This is a genomic window from Flavobacterium sp. AED (assembly GCF_000812945.1).
Lineage (GTDB): Bacteria > Bacteroidota > Bacteroidia > Flavobacteriales > Flavobacteriaceae > Flavobacterium.
On record NZ_JSYM01000003.1, the window covers coordinates 173,884 to 191,974 of the forward strand.

Below are 18,091 nucleotides of genomic sequence, written 5' to 3' on the forward strand. Positions count from 1 at the left end.
ATTACTAATATCTCAAAATCAATTCTTTAACAAGACTTCTCACTTTTGGCTCTGCATTTTTAGCAGCTTCCAAAACTTCATCATGCGAAATAGTTCCTATACTTTCTTCATTTCCCATATCAGTGATTACAGAAATGCCGAATGTTTCTAAATCCATGTGACGAGCCACAATCACCTCGGGAACTGTAGACATTCCTACGCAATCAGCACCGAGAATTTTCACCATTCTATATTCAGCCAAAGTTTCAAAAGTAGGACCTTGCAAACCAAGATAAATGCCTTCGTGAACGTCAATATTTAATTCTTGCGCTAATTCAGTAGCTTTAGTAATCATTTTTCTAGAATACGGTTCGCTCATATTTACAAAACGAGGTCCAAAGCGTTCCTCATTTTTACCCCGCAAAGGATGTTCTGGTGTCATATTGATATGATCTGTAATCATGACAATAGAACCCACTTTATATTTTGGATTCACTCCTCCTGATGCATTTGAAACAATTAATTTTTCAACACCTAAAAACTTCATTACTCGCACCGGAAAAGTCACTTCTTTCATCGAATAGCCTTCGTAAAAATGAAATCGACCTTGCATGGCAACCACTTTTTTATCACCTATTGTTCCAAAAACCAATGCCCCTTTATGACCTTGAACGGTTGACACTGGAAAATTTGGAATTTCATTATAGGGCAATGTAAATTCTACTTTCATTTCATCCGTAAAACTGCCTAAACCTGACCCTAGAATCACACCATATTCTGGTGCAAAATTGATTCTTTCCTTAATAAAACTAACGGTTTCTTGTACTTGTTCCCACATAATTTAATCTAATTTATTTTAGAAAAAACTTCATAATACATCGTTTAAAATACTACTATTAGAAGTGATTTATAATCAAATATAGTTAAAAATATCAAGCCTAATTTAGGTGAAAAAGAATATTTTAAAAATCAAAAAATTAATTATTTTATTATTTTAATTCTAAGATAGTTTCCTTTTTTAATTTGATGGCTGTGAATAAACGGTAACGACTGCTGTCGAAAAACAATTGTCTTTTTTAACAGTTACATTGTAATTTTGTCTTGAAGGAACATTTGTAAAAACAGCGTTAGTTTGAAAATCTACATCATTTACACTATAAGTATATCCAGGTCCAATAGGCGAATTTACTGTTATAGTAGCTGTGTTTTGAGCTACTGATGGTTGTTCGATTGTTATAATTGGAATTGCTACTGGCTCACACAATACGGTTAATGAAACTAAAGCTTGACTACAATTGTTTGGATTAGATATTTGACAAATTTGATATGTAAGTGTATAATTTCCCGCAGGAGTTCCTTGAGAAACTACTACATCTACTCCAGATAAAGAAATACCAACATTGCTAGAATGAACAAAAGTAGTAGTTACTTCTGTTGGTAAAATACTATTTCCATTAAGTGTATCGTTAGCTAAAACATTTGCAAATCCTATTGAATTTGAGGATGAATTAACAATTGTTGCGGTATCATCAACAGCAGAGATGGTATCTAAAACATCATTAAAACATAACGTATTTGTATAAATAACTCCAGTACTAAAACCTATTGCACCGGTAGTTGAAAGCATTCTGCCTTCTAGATTACCATTTGCTCCCATAGTATTTGCTCCGTTATGAGCAATAAGAGTTCCTTTCATAAAAGTAAAAGTTCCCATAGAAACTGCACCTTCAGCTATCCAAAAAACATTACATCTTCGAGTTCCATTTGCCAAAATCACTTTCGACTGTGCAGCAGTTGTAAATGCTCCATCAAACTTAAAGATGAAAAGTGCATCAGGATTTCCTTGACCGTCCAGCGTTATTGTTCCTGCTAAAGAACCTGCTCCTAAAATCGAATAAACTCCTGCATTTAAAGTTTCTCCACTCCCAAAAGCTGGCGTATGAGACATGTTTGTATTTGGTGTATTATAAAGTTGAACATAAGCAGATTCTAAATCAATTTTAGCTTGAGCTGTTTTAGCGTCAACATTATAAAAAGATCCAGCTACAGTCGAACTTGCAAAACCACTTATATCGCCAGCATTTGACCCAATATCACCAATTATTCCAGATGTAGCAGCATTTGCAACAGCACCTTTACTTGTAAAAAGAGCAAAATTGGCAACAGTTCCTAAAATAGTATTGTTACATGTATTTACACAACTTATCGGGATTGTAATTGGACCAGCCGGAGGATATGCCAAGCCAGGTCCAAAAGTTATTGCGCCTTCAGAAGAAAACATTCTTCCTTCTAGATTACTATTAGCGCCTACGGTAATTGCACCAGGATGGGCAATTAAAGTTCCTTTTGTAATGCTTGATGCTCCTATTGAAATTGCTCCTTCCGCAATCCAAAAGACATTACAAGCTCGAGTTCCATTACTCAATACTATAGTTGAACTTGCTCCAGCGGAAAATCCGCCTTCAAACTTAATTATAAATGCTGCATTTGGATTTCCTTGACCATCGAGAGTAATACTACCTGCTAAAGATCCTGCACCAGCAATGGAATAAACCCCAGGCGTAATAGTTTCACCACTCCCAAAAGCAGCAGCATGACTTGTATTAGTGACAAAAAGATCACTTAGATGAATATAAACTCTAAGCAAATCAATTTTGGCTTGGGTAGTAATGGCATTTGCATTTTGTGGAATACCATTAAAACTAGTCGGTAAGCCAAATCCACTTATTGCTCCAACATTTGTACCAATATCACCCGTAAATTGTGATGTTCCAATATTAGAAACTGCTCCAGTACCGGAATAAGCTTCAAAATTTGAAAGTGTTCCTAAATTTAAAACTTGGGCAAAATTTACATTTGGAAATAAAAATAGAGCGATAGCTATTATACTATATAATTCTTTTTTTTTCATCAGAATGAAATAAAATGGGATTTAGTTTGTTGCTTTATTAATGCTTTAAGGAGGATCCTTTATAGTGCATTTTTGTGAAGAATTTTCTAAAATCAACTTTCCATTATAATTGATTTAAGAAGTAAACAATTGTTAAAATTGATTACAATGCCAAACCTAATCTATAAAATAGTCAATTGATACTTTATATCTGTAAACAACCTAATACAACTGCTGAAATACCTTTATTTCGATAAATTGAGTAATTAAATGTGCGAGCCCAGTTATTATACAAATTAAAAACCGCTAAAATACTTTATTGAAGATTTGAATTTTGATTGTTTAAAATATAGTTCAAGATAACTTTATCAAAATTTTCACTTCCTGAAATAAAAGAACTTTTTATGGGCAAATAGAAAAGTTGCTCACTTGGCAAACTTCCTTTCAATCGCACATAATCTTTTTCGGTAGTGATAATAAGGCTGTTTTGGGCTAAATTTTTAATTTCTAAAATATCTTTATCGGTAAAATTATGATGGTCCGGAAAAGACAAACAAGCATCATTTGTGTTCTTCAAATAAGTAAAAAACGGTTCGGGCTTGGCAATTCCTGCCACTAATACTTTACCAAGTGATTTAATTTCATCGACTTTTATCTTTCTATTTTCAGAATAAATACAATCGTCATAATCGATGTAGGTAAAATACAATTCCTGATTTAAGGAAAGTTTCAATTTGTTTTTAATCTCCTTTTGCTCGTCAAGCGAAAGAGGAGAAGGACATTTTGTGACTATAATTATATTCCCTCTTTGAGCTCCACTTCTGCTTTCTCGTAAATTACCTGTTGGCAAGATAAAATCATCCGAATATAAATCGCCGTATGAAGTCAGTAAAATATAGAAACCTGCTTTCACTTTTCTATGCTGAAAAGCGTCGTCAAGCAAAATAACTTCTGGTTTATTGGATTGAGAAAGTAGTTGTTCTATTCCATTTTTTCTGTTGGTATCAACTGCAACTTGAATATTTGGAAATTTTTGATAAAACTGAAAAGGCTCATCTCCAAGTATTGCAGCATTTGAATTGGCATCAGCCAAAATAAAACCTTCCGATTGTCTTTTATATCCACGGCTTAACGTGGCAATTTTATATTTATCCGAAAGCAACCGAATCAAATATTCAATTTGAGGCGTTTTTCCAGTTCCGCCAACGCTGAGATTACCAACAGCAATAATAGGTAAATCAAAAGAATAGGATTTTAAAATCCCTTTGTCGAAAAGGAAATTCCGAATACTAGTTATCAGACCATATAAAATGGCAAATGGAAACAGTATTTTTCGCAATAAATTCATTTTACGAAAGTAGAATATTTTATCTTTATAAAAAAAGTTGATTTGTTTATTCGTTAATTTGTTAATTCGAAAAAAAATGAAAATGAAATCGAAGATTATTGCATCCGTTAGCCTTTTAGGCTCGGGTCACGAATACTAAAAAACTGAACGATGAGTAAAATCAAAGAAATAATATCTGTACTCGAAGAAATGGCGCCACTCGCCTACGCTGAAGATTTTGACAATGTGGGTTTATTGGTTGGAGATCAAGAATCAGAAGCGACAGGTGTTTTAGTTTGTCATGATGCTTTAGAAAATATAATTGACGAAGCGATTGCAAAAAACTGCAATTTGGTAGTTTGTTTTCATCCCATATTATTTTCGGGATTAAAAAAAATAACGGGCAAAAACTACGTGGAACGAGCTGTTATCAAAGCCATAAAAAATGACATTGCCATTTATGCCGTTCACACCGCTTTGGATAATCATCAAGAAGGCGTAAATAAAATATTTTGTGATGCCTTGGGATTGGTTAATACTAAAATCCTGATTCCGAAGCAACATTTTATTCGAAAACTAGTAACCTATACGATTCCTGAAAATGCAGAAGAAGTGCGAAATGCACTATTTGATGCCGGAGCTGGAACCATTGGAAATTATGAAAATTGCAGTTTTAATTCGAAAGGAATCGGAACCTATATGGGAAACGAACACAGCAATCCTCAAGTTGGTGAGCGATTCGAATTTGTACAAGGAGACGAAATCAAAATCGAAGTTACTTTCGAAAAACATTTAGAGACCAAAATTCTAAAAGCATTATTCAAAAGCCATGCCTATGAAGAAGTGGCCTATGAAATTTATGACTTGCAAAACCAACATCAAAATATTGGCTTAGGAATGATTGGCGAATTAGAAAATCCCATAAAAGAAAAAGAGTTTCTGCTTTTTGCAAAAGAAAAAATGCAAAGTGGCGGAATTCGACATTCTAACTTTTTAGGAAAAGAAATAAAAAAAGTAGCCGTTCTTGGCGGAGCAGGAAGTTTTGCGATAAAAAATGCGATCCAGGCCGGAGCGGATGCTTATTTAACCGCTGATTTGAAATACCATCAGTTTTATGAAGCCGAAAATAGGCTTTTATTGGCCGATATTGGACATTTTGAAAGCGAACGCTATACAAAAAATTATATTGTTGAGTATCTTCGGAAAAAAATCCTTAATTTTGCAGTTATTTTATCAGAAGAAAATTCAAATCCAGTTAAGTACTTATAGAATATGGCGAATACGAAAGAATTAAGTGTTGAGGACAAGTTAAGAGCAATTTACGATTTACAGCTAATTGACTCTAGAATTGACGAAATCAGAAACGTAAGAGGAGAACTTCCTTTAGAAGTAGAGGATTTAGAAGATGAAGTTGCAGGTTTAAGCACCCGTTCAGAAAAATTGAAAAGTGAACTTGAAGTTATCGAAGATCTTATCAAGGTAAAAAAGAATGCAATTGATGAGCACAAAGAGGCTATCAAAAAATATACGAAGCAACAAGAAACTGTTCGTAATAACAGAGAATTTAATTCGTTGACTAAAGAGGTTGAATTTCAAGAATTAGAAATTCAATTGTCTGAAAAACAAATTAAAGAAATGAAAGCTTCTATCGAACACAAAAAAGAAGTAATCTCAAATTCAAAAGAAAGATTAGAAGCAAAATCTAATCATTTGAAACATAAAAAATCAGAGTTAGACGCTATCATGGCTGAAACTGCTAAAGAAGAAGCTTTTTTATCTGAGAAATCAGCTGAATACCAAGCTTTAATTGAAGAAAGATTATTGAAAGCTTATACTAGAATCAGAACAAGTGTTCGTAATGGATTAGCTGTTGTTTCTATTGAAAGAGGAGCATCTGCAGGATCATTCTTTACGATTCCACCTCAGACACAAGTAGAAATTGCTTCAAGAAAGAAAATTATCACTGATGAGCATTCAGGAAGAATATTAGTCGACAGCACACTGGCCGACGAAGAAAAAGAGAAAATGGAACAATTGTTTTCTAAATTCTAATTACATTTAAGCCTCCTAATCGGAGGCTTTTTTATTATGAAGAAATTGTTGTTTTTTATATTTACTAAATCCATTGGATTATACATTAATATTTTGAGTTTTGTATTTCCAAAGAAAGCTTCGCAACTTGCGTATGCCTTTTTTAGTGAACCCAGAGAAGGAAAACTATCAAAAGGGAATCTTCCTGAAATTTTACAAGAAGCACAATCCGAAACGTTTCATCAAGAAGAGCATTCTTTTCAAACGTATACCTGGAAAGGAAATGACACCATTATTCTTTTGGTTCACGGATGGGAAAGCAACGCTTCTCGATGGGAGAACATCTTACCATATTTAAAAAAATCAGGAAGTACTATTATTGCCATTGATGCTCCGGCGCATGGCTTATCCAGCGGAAAAGAATTTAGTATTCCTCAGTATGCCGAGTTTATTCATATTGCTGTCCAAAAATTTAAACCACAATACTTGATAGGCCATTCTATGGGCGGAAAAACCTGTTTGTATTATCAATCGGTATATCAGAATGATTCTCTTAAAAAAATGGTGATTCTAGGAGCACCAAGTGATTTCAATATTATCCTGAATAATTACATTGCGTTATTAAGCTTGAACTCTAGAATTTCAAAAGCTTTAGAAAATCACTATTTAAATCATTTTAAACTACAACTAGAACATTTTTCAGGTAAAATGTTTGCTTCTAAATTAAACATAAAAGGACTAATAGCTCATGACATTGATGACACGGTAGTTTTATTTGAAGAAGGAAAAAAAATTGCAGGCGCTTGGAAAAATTCAATTTTTATCGAAACTAAAGGCTTAGGACACAGCATGCACGACGATGAATTATACAAAAAAGTGGCTGGTTTTTTATTTGAAGAAAAATAGACTTCTTAGATTTTTAGATGATACGAACTTGTGAATTAAATCTAATAGGACTTAGTAGAATCAATCGAAACTAAACTTTCTAAAAATCTAAGAAGTCTAAAAATCTAACATCCAAATTGATTACTTTTGCATCATGGAAGAAAATCTAAAACGCCTCAACAAATTCATAGGAGAAACTGGGTATTGCTCCCGCCGCGAAGCAGATAAAATCATTGAAGAAGGTCGTGTAACCATCAATGGAATCGTTCCGGAATTAGGGACAAAAGTTTCCCCCGATGACGAAGTGCGTATTGACGGTAAACTAATCCGTGAGAAAAATGAGAAACCCGTTTATCTTGCTTTCTATAAACCGGTAGGAATTGAATGTACTACAAACCTTGATGTTCGCAATAACATTGTAGATTATATCAATTATCCCAAACGTATTTTTCCTATCGGGAGACTGGACAAAGCGAGTGAGGGATTGATCTTCATGACTAATGATGGTGACATCGTAAATAAAATATTACGCGCCAGAAACAATCACGAAAAAGAATATACCGTTACAGTTAACAAACCCATTACAGATCGTTTCATCGAAAGAATGGGAAATGGCGTGCCAATTTTGGACACGGTTACCCGAAAATGTAAAGTGGAACAAATCAGCAAATTCACTTTCAAAATCATCTTGACACAAGGTTTAAACCGTCAAATTCGTAGAATGACAGAATATTTGGGGTATGATGTTACGGCTCTAAAACGCATCCGAATTATAAACATTTCACTTGATATTCCTGTAGGTCGTTATCGCGATTTGACTGATGCCGAAATCAAAGAATTAAATGAATTGATTGAACCTTCCAGCAAAACAGAAGAAGCGAGTTTACCCAAAACGGAAGCGCCAAAAAGAAAAACCGAATTCATCAAAAAAGACGATCCTAGATTTAAGAAAAGAGGCGATTATTAAACATAAAAAATCCCATTCGCATCTGAATGGGATTTTGCTTTTATTTCTTAGTTATAAATTCGTAATACAAAGCTTTTGATAAAAATTTTTCAGATTTCCTGTCGCTAATCTGTTCTTCTTTTGAAAGCTCAATTTCTTTTCCATCTAATTTCTTTAGTAAAAAATAGTCTCGACGGGTTTCATCATTAAAATTTAATCCAGATAAAAAAATAGGCTCCACCCCTTTATTTACAGAAATATTGTAATTGGTGATTATGTTCCCCCAATTTATAAAACTGCATAAAAGTATTGTTCCATAAAAACACCAAATCATTTTATTAAAAAGATAAGCATTTGTTTTTTGTTTATAAATCTTCCAAAAAGTTATTAGCAAACCTACAATTGCTAATAATAAGAAAGCGAAAACTCCTAACCTTTTATAGGTTAAACCAAATGCAGCAACATATTCAATGTTTTTTATAATTGTACTAATAATTAACACTCCGTTCAATGCTATCCAAATTTTAGAAAGCAATTTGAGATGCCTCGCTTTCTTGTCAAAATTGAATCCATTTTTAAAAAAGAATAGCATCACCCCAACCGCCATTATTATTGAAAAGATAACGGCATTTACTCTTTCATGTGTTGCTGCGCTCAAAGACGCAACCACGTTCTCCTCAAAAAACTGCTCGTAATTATAGGTCCCAATAAAAATTAAAATCATGCAATTTAAAAGCACTAATGTAATTTCACCACTCTTTCTTTCAAAATCAAGATCAAGAAATGAAAAAGTTTGTTGATGCTCCATTCTTGCCTCGCTACTAAAATCATTATCTAATTTTGAATTAAAATCATAACAAATATCAGGAACCCAATAATTCCAGAAACTGAACGAAATATAAAAGCCTAGCAAAGCAATTAGAAAGACTTCCAAAACATCCAAATCTAAAGTATAATCCGTAAATAGAGATGAAAAATGTTCGCTACCGAACGCGTATACCACAAAAAAAACGGTTATAAATAGAGCTGGAATAATAAAGTAAGCTATTAGTTTTTTAGCAAAATCATTTTTGATTTCTTTTTTTGGAAGCCATTGACTAAACATCAATATACGACCTAGTGAAGCAAATCCATTGATAAATACAATTGGAAAAATCTGTACTATTTTAAGTTTTACTTCATGAGTTTTAAATTGTAAAAAAAGAACAGACATAGATAAAGCCAAAACAGACACAAAATCGCCATACCAAGCAAAGGCAGAACACGACAAAATAGAAGTGATTACTAATCCTAAATGCAAGCGACTTGTAAATCGTTCCTGAAAGAAATAGCAAATCATTCCAGTCAATACCAACCCGAAAATCGCCAGATTTACTCCTACAGTTTCCTTGTAAAAAAGCAATGTAAAAACCATGCTACAAGCTAAAATTAAATGGTGTTTTTTCATAATAAAAATTTAAAAGTACTTTGAATTTCAAAGCATTTGATTAAAAAAAAGGTTATTTAGATTTAATTAATTTTTCAAGACTATTTAAGTGGGAAACAAAAGCTGTTCTTCCCATATTGGTAACTCGATACGAAGTTTTCGGCTTTTTACCGACAAACTCTTTTTTCACTTCTATGTATTCTGATTTCTCCAAAGCAGAAGAATGACTCGCTAAATTACCATCAGTAATATCCAATAAAGATTTCATTTCAGTAAAATCAATCCAGTCATTTACCATCAAGACAGACATAATACCAAGTCTGACTCGACTTTCGAAATCTTTATTTAATTTATCAATGATTCCCATTACTATTTATATTTTTTGAACATAATTAAACCATACAGAATATGTAAAATTCCAAATCCTATAGCCCAAAAAATAAGTCCATATCCAAGATAAAAGAGAGAAATACTTCCTAAAACAATTTCACATATACCCAAATATTTAATATCTGAAAAAGTATACTTTTCAGCATTAATAAGTGCTAAGCCGTAAAATAATAAAGTTGTAGGTGCAATGAGGGCAAATAATTGATGGTATAAAAGTGCCACACAAAATACTCCCCCAACAAATAAAGGAATCGCTAAATGGAGCAACATTTTTTTAGTAGTATTAGTCCAAACTGGTAAATTAGCACTTTTACTTTTTCTCAAAGTGAAAAATATACCAAATACCAATGCTAAAATCAAAATTAACAAAGCAACAAAAGTTAATTCCATTATCAAATCAGAACTATATATCTTTTGCTCACCATCAAAATATTCAATACCATGTTGTTTAAACAGCAGATACACATACATTGCCCCAGCTAATGCAACTATCCCTGCAAATACTCCTGAAAGGCCACTTAACGAAATAAATCTTGAAGAGCGCTCCATCATGGAACGAATATGAGATAAATCTTCTTGATGTTTTTGATTCATAAATAAAGTACTTTGAAATACAAAGTTATTTATTATTTTTAGATTTCAAAATAGAAATCAATTTAATTTCAATAAATTTTATAAAGTAATTTTATCAAAAGATTCACCCTTAAAAAAAGAAAGATTCTTAATTACTGGATTTTTCTCCGCTTCGCTTTTACAATTTGTTCATCAATCAAAACAGCTTCATAGATTTGCTGTCTCAAAAATGCAACATCAATTGCTGCAACTGAAGTAAACGTTACTTTGGAAGTAAACTTTGTAGTTTCAAAAGTCTCGTCTAAAAATGAGGTGCCTTTGCAAAAACCAATAGCTACTCCTTGTTCTACTTTCCCCCAAGGAATGGAAGCGGGCCAGATATAACAAATTCTGGAATGACGATAATAAAAAGGGACATTGTAAGCTAATTTCTCTTTGCAATTTGGAATACATTCTAAAATAATTTTACGCAAAAAAAGAACGATTTCCCGTTCATCTTCGGTAAGATAATCTAAAAACTCTTCTATTGTATTAAATTGTATTCCTTGTGTATTTCCCATAATAAAAAAAGCCTATTCTCTCGAATAGGCCTTAGCTTTTCTAATTATCTTTAGCGATTCTCATTTTTCTGGCAATAAGTGTATTTTGTAATAACATCGCAATCGTCATTGGTCCTACTCCACCAGGAACCGGTGTTATAAAAGAGGCCTTTTTACTTACTTCATCAAAATCAACATCTCCTGTGATCACATATCCTTTTGGGTGAGAAGCATCTTCCACTCTGGTAATACCTACGTCAATTACAACCACTCCATCTTTCACCATATGGGCTTTAAGATAATTCGGAACTCCTAATGCTGTAATAATAATGTCAGCATTTTTAGTAAACTCCTCAATATTTTTAGTTCGACTGTGAGTCAGTGTTACTGTTGAATCACCTGGATATCCTTTGCGGCTCATCAAGATACTCATCGGTCTTCCCACAATATGGCTACGTCCAATAACAACGGTATGTTTACCAGCTGTTTCTACTTTGTAGCGTTCTAACAATTGCATAATTCCAAATGGCGTTGCCGGTAAAAATGTTTCCATTTCCAAAGCCATTTTTCCAAAATTTGCAGGATGAAAACCATCAACATCTTTATCAGGATCAATAGCCATCAAGATTTTTTGCTCATCAATGTGTTTCGGCAAAGGCAATTGAACGATATAACCATCTAGATTATCATCATCATTTAGTTCTTTGATTTTTGAAAGCAACTCTGCCTCGGTAATAGTTTCCGGTAAACTTACTAAAGTAGATTCGAAGCCAATTTGTTCACAAGAACGCACTTTACTTCCAACATAAGTTAAGCTCGCTCCATTAGTACCAACGATTACAGCTGCTAAATGAGGTACTTTTTCCCCATTATTTTTCATTTGTTGTACTTCGGCTGCTATTTCGTGTTTAATATCTTCCGATGTTTTTTTTCCGTCTAGTAGTTGCATTTCTTCTTGTTTAAAAAGTTCAAAGTTTAAAATTTAAAGTTTTGGAAACTTAAACAAAAACTCTTAAAAATATTAATAATATAATGTGTTTCAAAACTGATTATTAAAAACCTGAATATCGACCACGATTTTTTTTATCTCATTCCTGGCATACCACCTTGCATGCCACCCATCATTTTCATTAGATTTTTCCCTCCTGGTCCTTGCATCATTTTCATCATCTTGCTCATTTGCTCAAACTGTTTCATCAATTGATTGACTTGCTCAATTTTTGTTCCGGAACCTTTAGCAATTCTAGCTTTTCTTTTTACATCAATTAGAGCAGGCTTACTTCTTTCTATTGGAGTCATCGAGTGAATAATTGCTTCAATATGTTTGAAAGCATCATCTTCAATTTCTACATCTTTCATGGCTTTTGAAGCACCTGGTATCATTCCAACCAAATCTTTCATATTCCCCATTTTCTTTACTTGTTGAATTTGAGACAAGAAATCATCAAAACCAAATTCGTTTTTGGCGATTTTCTTTTGTATTTTTCTTGCTTCTTCTTCGTCAAATTGCTCTTGCGCTCTTTCTACCAAAGACACAACATCTCCCATTCCAAGGATACGTTCCGCCATACGAATAGGATAGAATACATCAATCGCATCCATCTTTTCTCCTGTACCTACAAATTTAATTGGTTTGTTTACTACAGTTTTAATAGACAACGCTGCTCCTCCACGAGTATCACCATCTAGTTTAGTTAAGATAACACCATCAAAATTCAAGATATCATTAAAGGCTTTAGCAGTATTTACTGCATCCTGACCTGTCATTGAATCGACAACAAACAAAGTTTCTTGTGGCTGAATTGCTTTATGAACACGTGCAATTTCATCCATCATTGCCGCATCGACTGCTAAACGACCCGCAGTATCCACAATCACTACATTAAAGCCATTGGCTTTTGCATGTTTGATGGCATTTTGGGCAATTTCAACCGGATTTTTATTTTCTGGTTCGGAGTAAACCTCTACACCTATAGAATCACCAACAACGTATAATTGTTGAATCGCCGCTGGACGATAAATATCACAGGCAACCAAAAGTGGTTTTTTATTCTTTTTTGTAAGTAAATAATTTGCTAGTTTTCCAGAAAAAGTAGTTTTTCCTGAACCTTGCAAACCTGACATTAAAATCACTGTAGGATTTCCTGATAAATTAATTCCGGCAACATCACCACCCATCAATTCCGTCAATTCATCTTTAACCAATTTAACCAATAATTGACCTGGTTGAAGTGTCGTTAAAACGTCTTGACCAATTGCTTTTTCCTTTACTCTAGTAGTAAAATCTTTTGCGATTTTGAAGTTAACATCGGCATCAAGTAAAGCTCTACGAACTTCTTTTAATGTTTCGGCAACGTTTACTTCGGTGATTTTTCCGTGCCCTTTTAGTATATGAAAGGCTTTATCTAATTTATCGCTTAAATTATCGAACATGATTTTTTATTTTATTGAAGTGCAAAGATAAACTAATTAGATAATTAGGCAATCAGATAATTGGATAATTGACAAAGGGAATTTCAATTTATTTTAACAAAAAAACGACCTCAATTTGAAGTCGTTTTGTATTTGAATAATTTATCTTGTTACATTCTTTCCGGAACATTAATTCCGAACAAACTGAAAGAAGCAGCGATAGTATCAGCCACTTTTTTAGACAACTGTACCCTAAAAATTTTCTTCTCTAAATCTTCTTCTCCAAGAATAGGAACAGCCTGATAGAATGAATTGTATTCCCGCACCAAATCATACGTGAAATTTGCCAGTAAAGCCGGACTATGATTGTGTGCCGCATTTTGAATTACCTCAGGAAACAACTCCAATTGTTTCAATAATTCTTTCTCTTTTTCATGCAATGTTACTATTTTTGATGTATTTGAAAAATCAAAATTAGCTTTGCGAATAATAGATTGAATTCGAGCATATGTATATTGAATAAACGGCCCCGTGTTTCCTGCAAAATCTACTGATTCTTCAGGGTTAAAAAGGATTCGTTTTTTTGGATCCACTTTCAAAATATAATATTTCAAAGCGCCAAGACCTATAGTATTGTATAATTTTGCTTTTTCTTCGGCAGAATAGGTATCTAATTTCCCTAAATCCTCAGCAATTTTTTGAGCTGTATCCGTCATTTCCTGCATCAAATCATCTGCATCAACAACAGTTCCTTCACGGCTTTTCATTTTTCCGGAAGGTAAATCCACCATTCCATAAGACAAATGGAAAAGATTTTTAGACCAATCAAAACCTAGTTTTTTCAGGATAAGAAACAATACTTTGAAATGATAATCTTGTTCATTTCCTACCGTATAAACCATTCCGCCAACATCCGGGTAATCTTTTACACGCTGAATAGCTGTTCCAATATCCTGCGTCATATAAACTGCTGTTCCGTCTGAACGAAGTACAATTTTTCTATCTAAACCTTCATCCGTTAAATCAATCCAAACGGAACCATCAGGATCTTTTTCGAAAACACCTTTCTCCAAACCAATTTGAACAACGTCTTTTCCTAATAAATAGGTGTTACTTTCGTAGTAATAACAATCAAAATCAACTCCTAAATTTTTATACGTAATGGCAAAACCATCATAAACCCATTGGTTCATGGTTTTCCAAAGATTTATCACATCAGCATCTCCAGCTTCCCATTTCAAAAGCATCTCTTGTGCTTCCAGAATGATTGGTGCTTGTTTTTTAGCCTCTTCTTCCGTTTTTCCAGTACTCATTAATTGAGCAATCTCTTCTTTATAAGCTTTATCAAAAGCTACATAAAAATTTCCAACTAATTTATCTCCTTTTAAACCTGTTGACTCTGGTGTTTGTCCGTTTCCAAATTTTTGCCAAGCCAACATTGATTTACAAATATGAATTCCTCTATCGTTTATGATTTGGGTTTTATATACTTTTTTACCTGATGCTTTGATAATTTCGGCAACCGAATATCCTAAAAGATTGTTACGAACGTGACCTAAATGCAATGGTTTATTCGTGTTTGGCGAAGAATATTCCACCATTACAGCTTTATCGTCAGGATTAGGTGTAACGAAACCAAACTTTGTATTGTCTTTTATTTCATTGAAGAAATTTAAATAATATTCATCAGAAATAACAATGTTTAAAAATCCTGAAACCACATTAAAACGACTCACTTCAGTTACGTTTTCCACTAAATAGTTACCAATTTTGTTTCCTAATTCTACCGGATTACTTTTAATAACTTTCAATAACGGAAAAATAACCATCGTAATATCACCTTCAAATTCCTTCCGAGTGGTTTGAAATTCAACTTTGTCAATAGCAATGTCAAATAAAGCTAGAACCGCTTTTTCAATAGAAGGCGTAAGAATTTGTGATAATGTCATTTTATGTATTTATTTAAAGGTTGCAAATATAGTTATAATGCATCGATTTGAAAATTGGAAAACAATATAATTTCCTAGTCAAAGCATCCAGTTTGAATATTTACTAATTACTGTTGCGTTATTTTTTTCAAAATACTTGTAACAATTTATCCTTTAAAGAGTCTATTAGGTAACTTTTAACATTCCATTTTAATAAAATATTTTTTTATGCATAAAATAGTACTATGCAATACATATATTTAAAATAAATGAATACCTTTGCATCATCATCAATCAAATTTTAATCAAAAAACAAACATCATGAATCTCAAATTAATTTTACTATGCTTATTCGGAACCGTGTTTTCGATGCAAGCGCAAAATTCGGTCAAACCAACGCTTCTGGAAAACCCTGGAAGTATATCCGGTAAAATAGTTGACAAAAAAAGCAACGAACCGCTTCCTTATGTAAATATTGTTGTAAAAGAAGAAAACAAAGTGGTTACGGGAGGGATAACTTCTGACAAAGGGACTTTTCTTATCAAAAATCTAGCTTTAAAAAATTATACCGTTGAAATACAATTTATTGGATACAAAACTATTACTAAAGCAGTTTCATTAACAACTGGAGACAAAAATGTCAATATGAACATAATTCCGTTAGAGGAAGATGCGATTCAATTGAAAGGTGTTGATGTGGTAAGTGAGCGCTCCACAATTGAACAAAAGATTGATAGAAAAGTAATCAATGTTGGTAAAGACTTAATTTCAGCTGGGGCCACTGCGGCAGAAATCATGAATAACATTCCATCAGTAAGTGTTGATCCACAAACCAATGCAATAAGCCTAAGAGGGAATTCGAACGTACGTATTTTAATAGATGGAAAACCTACTACTATTGAAGCTTCGCAATTACTACAACAAATTCCATCAACATCCATCAAGCAAATTGAATTAATTACTAATCCTTCGGCGAAATACAATCCGGAAGGAATGAGTGGAATTATCAATATTGTATTGAATAAAAATAGTAAAATTGGTTTTAACGGAAGTGTAAACAATGGTGTAACTTTTGGAAAAACACCAAAATTAAATTCCTCATTAGACATGAATTACAGAACTGGGAAGTTCAACATTTATGGAAATTATGGTTTGAATACCGGAAAACAATCCAATCACGGATTCATAAAAACGACAGAGCCAGGTCAGGAAGATTTTCAAAAATTTACTTTTTTGAATAATAATACTTCCCATTTAGCCAAAGTAGGTTTTGACTTTTATTTGAATGAAAAAAACACTATTTCCTTCTATACTACACAAAACATTTATAGAGGAAATGGAGATTCTAAAACCACTGTAGATTTTCTTGATCCATCCAAAACAGATATTACTCAATTGTTTAATAACAAAAATAAAAATTATTCACAGGCCTATAATTTCGATTACAAAAAGGACTTTAAAAAAGAAGGCCATAATATAGAACTTGAAGTAAATTACAGTAATAATGACGACAAGGAAAATGCTTTTTTCAGTTCTCCTGCCACTAATTACATTACAAACAGAGGAAACAATACGTTAATCAATTTAGACTATACCAATCCTTTAACGAAAACTACAAAACTAGAATTAGGATTAGAAAGCAGAATCGAAAACACGAAAAACAATTTCCTTTTAAATAATTCTTATAATTCCGATTTCTCTTATGACAGAAACATTTATTCTGCTTATGCAAATATTTCGAAACAGATAGGAAAATGGAGTGGACAAGTGGGAACTCGTTTCGAAAAATACAATGCCAAAGCTTTATTCAAAAAAGTAAATGAAAATAACGAGACTTTCGAAGATGATTTATTTACACTTTATCCATCAGGATATATTAATTACACCCCGAGTGAAAAGAACTCATTCAATTTAAGTTTTTCAAGACGTGTGGACAGACCAAGTATTGATCAAGTAAATCCAATACGTGAATGGAGTACCCCACAAATTGATTCAGAGGGAAATCCTGAGCTTTTTCCTCAATTTACAAATTCTTATGAATTGAATTATACCAGAAAAACAAAAATTGGTTCCATAACAACTGGTGTATTTTACAGAAGAATAAATGATGAAATTACAAGAACTCTTTATGAAAATCCTAGTGATCCGTCTAAGCTAATCTTGTCCTATGCTAACCTCAACGACAACAATGCTTATGGTTTTGAAATTTCTGGAAATTTACAATTCACAAAATGGTTTAGTTCTAACGTAAGCTTTGATGCCTATAGTAAAAAAACAAGAGGTATAGTCGCTGATGAATTTGTTGAAGTAAATGTAACATCTGTTAATGCTCGCATAAGCAATACATTTAAAGCTTCTAAAAACTTGCGCTTTCAATTATCTAGTATGTATAGAGGCCGCGATTTAGGAATACAAATGCTTAGACAACCTATGTGGAAAATGGATTTAGGAACCAGTTATACTGTTCTTAAAGGAAGTGGAACCATAACTGCACGATTCAGCGATGTTTTCAACACGATGCACTTCGCTTTTGAAGGAACCAAGCCAAAAAAATTGGAAGGTCAATTCAACTGGGAAAGTCAATCGGCATATATTGGATTCAATTACCGTTTTGGTGCAGGAAAAAACAAAGCGATTCAGAGAAAACAACGTGACAAAAACGAAACCCAAGGTGGTGGTGGACTTTTATAAGATAAGTTTTAATAGTTTGTTGCAAAAAAGAAAAACCCAGAGTATGCCAACTCTGGGTTTTTTGATTTAAAAAA

At 32.9% G+C, this 18,091-nt stretch carries 15 protein-coding genes; 5 read left to right on the forward strand and 10 right to left on the reverse strand.

Going from position 1 to position 18,091, the window contains the following annotated elements; genetic code table 11:
- Positions 1 to 4: 4 nt before the first annotated feature.
- The 3 genes from OA85_RS12325 to lpxK all read right to left on the reverse strand — a co-directional run bounded on the left by OA85_RS12325 (position 5) and on the right by lpxK (position 4,217).
- A complete protein-coding gene (locus OA85_RS12325; RefSeq protein ID WP_039110086.1) occupies positions 5 to 817 on the reverse strand; it encodes a purine-nucleoside phosphorylase in 813 nt (270 codons plus the stop codon).
- Between the two features lie 180 nt (positions 818 to 997).
- On the reverse strand, positions 998 to 2,890 hold the full coding sequence (locus OA85_RS12330) for an ice-binding family protein (protein WP_052257243.1): 1,893 nt from the start codon (positions 2,888 to 2,890) through the stop codon (positions 998 to 1,000).
- 295 nt (positions 2,891 to 3,185) lie between these two features.
- Positions 3,186 to 4,217 (reverse strand): tetraacyldisaccharide 4'-kinase, encoded by a 1,032-nt coding sequence (gene lpxK, locus OA85_RS12335; protein WP_039110087.1) that lies wholly within the window; start codon positions 4,215 to 4,217, stop codon positions 3,186 to 3,188.
- Positions 4,218 to 4,367: 150 nt separating this feature from the next.
- On the opposite strand from lpxK, the gene OA85_RS12340 reads away from it, so the two are divergent.
- The 4 genes from OA85_RS12340 (at position 4,368) to rluF (ending at position 8,079) form a co-directional block, all read left to right on the forward strand.
- Positions 4,368 to 5,465, forward strand: coding sequence for a Nif3-like dinuclear metal center hexameric protein (locus tag OA85_RS12340; protein ID WP_039110088.1), 1,098 nt, complete (start codon positions 4,368 to 4,370; stop codon positions 5,463 to 5,465).
- Positions 5,466 to 5,468: 3 nt separating this feature from the next.
- Positions 5,469 to 6,248: a zinc ribbon domain-containing protein gene (locus OA85_RS12345; protein ID WP_039110089.1), complete on the forward strand. Its 780-nt coding sequence runs from the start codon at positions 5,469 to 5,471 to the stop codon at positions 6,246 to 6,248.
- A gap of 36 nt (positions 6,249 to 6,284) precedes the next feature.
- Positions 6,285 to 7,133 carry an alpha/beta fold hydrolase gene (locus OA85_RS12350; protein ID WP_039110090.1) on the forward strand — a complete coding sequence of 283 codons (849 nt, stop codon included), beginning with the start codon at positions 6,285 to 6,287 and terminating at the stop codon, positions 7,131 to 7,133.
- 133 nt (positions 7,134 to 7,266) lie between these two features.
- Positions 7,267 to 8,079 (forward strand): 23S rRNA pseudouridine(2604) synthase RluF, encoded by an 813-nt coding sequence (gene rluF, locus OA85_RS12355; protein ID WP_039110091.1) that lies wholly within the window; start codon positions 7,267 to 7,269, stop codon positions 8,077 to 8,079.
- 40 nt (positions 8,080 to 8,119) lie between these two features.
- On the opposite strand, the gene OA85_RS12360 is transcribed toward rluF, so the two are convergent.
- From OA85_RS12360 to argS, 7 genes are all read right to left on the reverse strand, one after another.
- The gene (locus OA85_RS12360) at positions 8,120 to 9,505 is read right to left on the reverse strand and encodes a DUF4173 domain-containing protein (protein ID WP_039110092.1); all 1,386 of its coding nucleotides are present in this window, start codon (positions 9,503 to 9,505) and stop codon (positions 8,120 to 8,122) included.
- Between the two features lie 52 nt (positions 9,506 to 9,557).
- A complete protein-coding gene (locus OA85_RS12365) occupies positions 9,558 to 9,851 on the reverse strand; it encodes a transcriptional regulator (RefSeq protein ID WP_039110093.1) in 294 nt (97 codons plus the stop codon).
- 2 nt (positions 9,852 to 9,853) lie between these two features.
- Positions 9,854 to 10,468, reverse strand: coding sequence for a hypothetical protein (locus OA85_RS12370; RefSeq protein WP_039110094.1), 615 nt, complete (start codon positions 10,466 to 10,468; stop codon positions 9,854 to 9,856).
- Positions 10,469 to 10,599: 131 nt separating this feature from the next.
- Entirely contained in the window at positions 10,600 to 11,007 is a 408-nt protein-coding gene (locus tag OA85_RS12375; protein WP_039110095.1) for a DUF1801 domain-containing protein, read from the reverse strand.
- 40 nt (positions 11,008 to 11,047) lie between these two features.
- Positions 11,048 to 11,935: a bifunctional 5,10-methylenetetrahydrofolate dehydrogenase/5,10-methenyltetrahydrofolate cyclohydrolase gene (locus OA85_RS12380; RefSeq protein ID WP_039110096.1), complete on the reverse strand. Its 888-nt coding sequence runs from the start codon at positions 11,933 to 11,935 to the stop codon at positions 11,048 to 11,050.
- A gap of 134 nt (positions 11,936 to 12,069) precedes the next feature.
- Entirely contained in the window at positions 12,070 to 13,419 is a 1,350-nt protein-coding gene (gene ffh / locus OA85_RS12385) for a signal recognition particle protein (protein WP_039110097.1), read from the reverse strand.
- A 149-nt stretch (positions 13,420 to 13,568) separates the two neighbouring features.
- The gene (gene argS, locus OA85_RS12390; protein WP_039110098.1) at positions 13,569 to 15,347 is read right to left on the reverse strand and encodes an arginine--tRNA ligase; all 1,779 of its coding nucleotides are present in this window, start codon (positions 15,345 to 15,347) and stop codon (positions 13,569 to 13,571) included.
- Positions 15,348 to 15,647: 300 nt separating this feature from the next.
- On the opposite strand from argS, the gene OA85_RS12395 reads away from it, so the two are divergent.
- Entirely contained in the window at positions 15,648 to 18,017 is a 2,370-nt protein-coding gene (locus OA85_RS12395) for a TonB-dependent receptor domain-containing protein (protein WP_039110100.1), read from the forward strand.
- Positions 18,018 to 18,091 lie beyond the last annotated feature (74 nt).

Excerpts from the sequence above, each read along its gene's own strand:
- ffh (WP_039110097.1), bottom strand. The coding sequence starts at position 13,419 with ATGTTCGATAATTTAAGCGATAAATTAGATAAAGCCTTTCATATACTA.
- OA85_RS12340 (WP_039110088.1), top strand. The coding sequence starts at position 4,368 with ATGAGTAAAATCAAAGAAATAATATCTGTACTCGAAGAAATGGCGCCA.
- rluF (WP_039110091.1), top strand. The coding sequence starts at position 7,267 with ATGGAAGAAAATCTAAAACGCCTCAACAAATTCATAGGAGAAACTGGG.
- OA85_RS12375 (WP_039110095.1), bottom strand. The coding sequence starts at position 11,007 with ATGGGAAATACACAAGGAATACAATTTAATACAATAGAAGAGTTTTTA.
- OA85_RS12380 (WP_039110096.1), bottom strand. The coding sequence starts at position 11,935 with ATGCAACTACTAGACGGAAAAAAAACATCGGAAGATATTAAACACGAA.
- lpxK (WP_039110087.1), bottom strand. The coding sequence starts at position 4,217 with ATGAATTTATTGCGAAAAATACTGTTTCCATTTGCCATTTTATATGGT.
- OA85_RS12330 (WP_052257243.1), bottom strand. The coding sequence starts at position 2,890 with ATGAAAAAAAAAGAATTATATAGTATAATAGCTATCGCTCTATTTTTA.
- OA85_RS12325 (WP_039110086.1), bottom strand. The coding sequence starts at position 817 with ATGTGGGAACAAGTACAAGAAACCGTTAGTTTTATTAAGGAAAGAATC.
- OA85_RS12350 (WP_039110090.1), top strand. The coding sequence starts at position 6,285 with ATGAAGAAATTGTTGTTTTTTATATTTACTAAATCCATTGGATTATAC.
- OA85_RS12395 (WP_039110100.1), top strand. The coding sequence starts at position 15,648 with ATGAATCTCAAATTAATTTTACTATGCTTATTCGGAACCGTGTTTTCG.
- OA85_RS12345 (WP_039110089.1), top strand. The coding sequence starts at position 5,469 with ATGGCGAATACGAAAGAATTAAGTGTTGAGGACAAGTTAAGAGCAATT.
- OA85_RS12360 (WP_039110092.1), bottom strand. The coding sequence starts at position 9,505 with ATGAAAAAACACCATTTAATTTTAGCTTGTAGCATGGTTTTTACATTG.
- OA85_RS12370 (WP_039110094.1), bottom strand. The coding sequence starts at position 10,468 with ATGAATCAAAAACATCAAGAAGATTTATCTCATATTCGTTCCATGATG.
- OA85_RS12365 (WP_039110093.1), bottom strand. The coding sequence starts at position 9,851 with ATGGGAATCATTGATAAATTAAATAAAGATTTCGAAAGTCGAGTCAGA.
- argS (WP_039110098.1), bottom strand. The coding sequence starts at position 15,347 with ATGACATTATCACAAATTCTTACGCCTTCTATTGAAAAAGCGGTTCTA.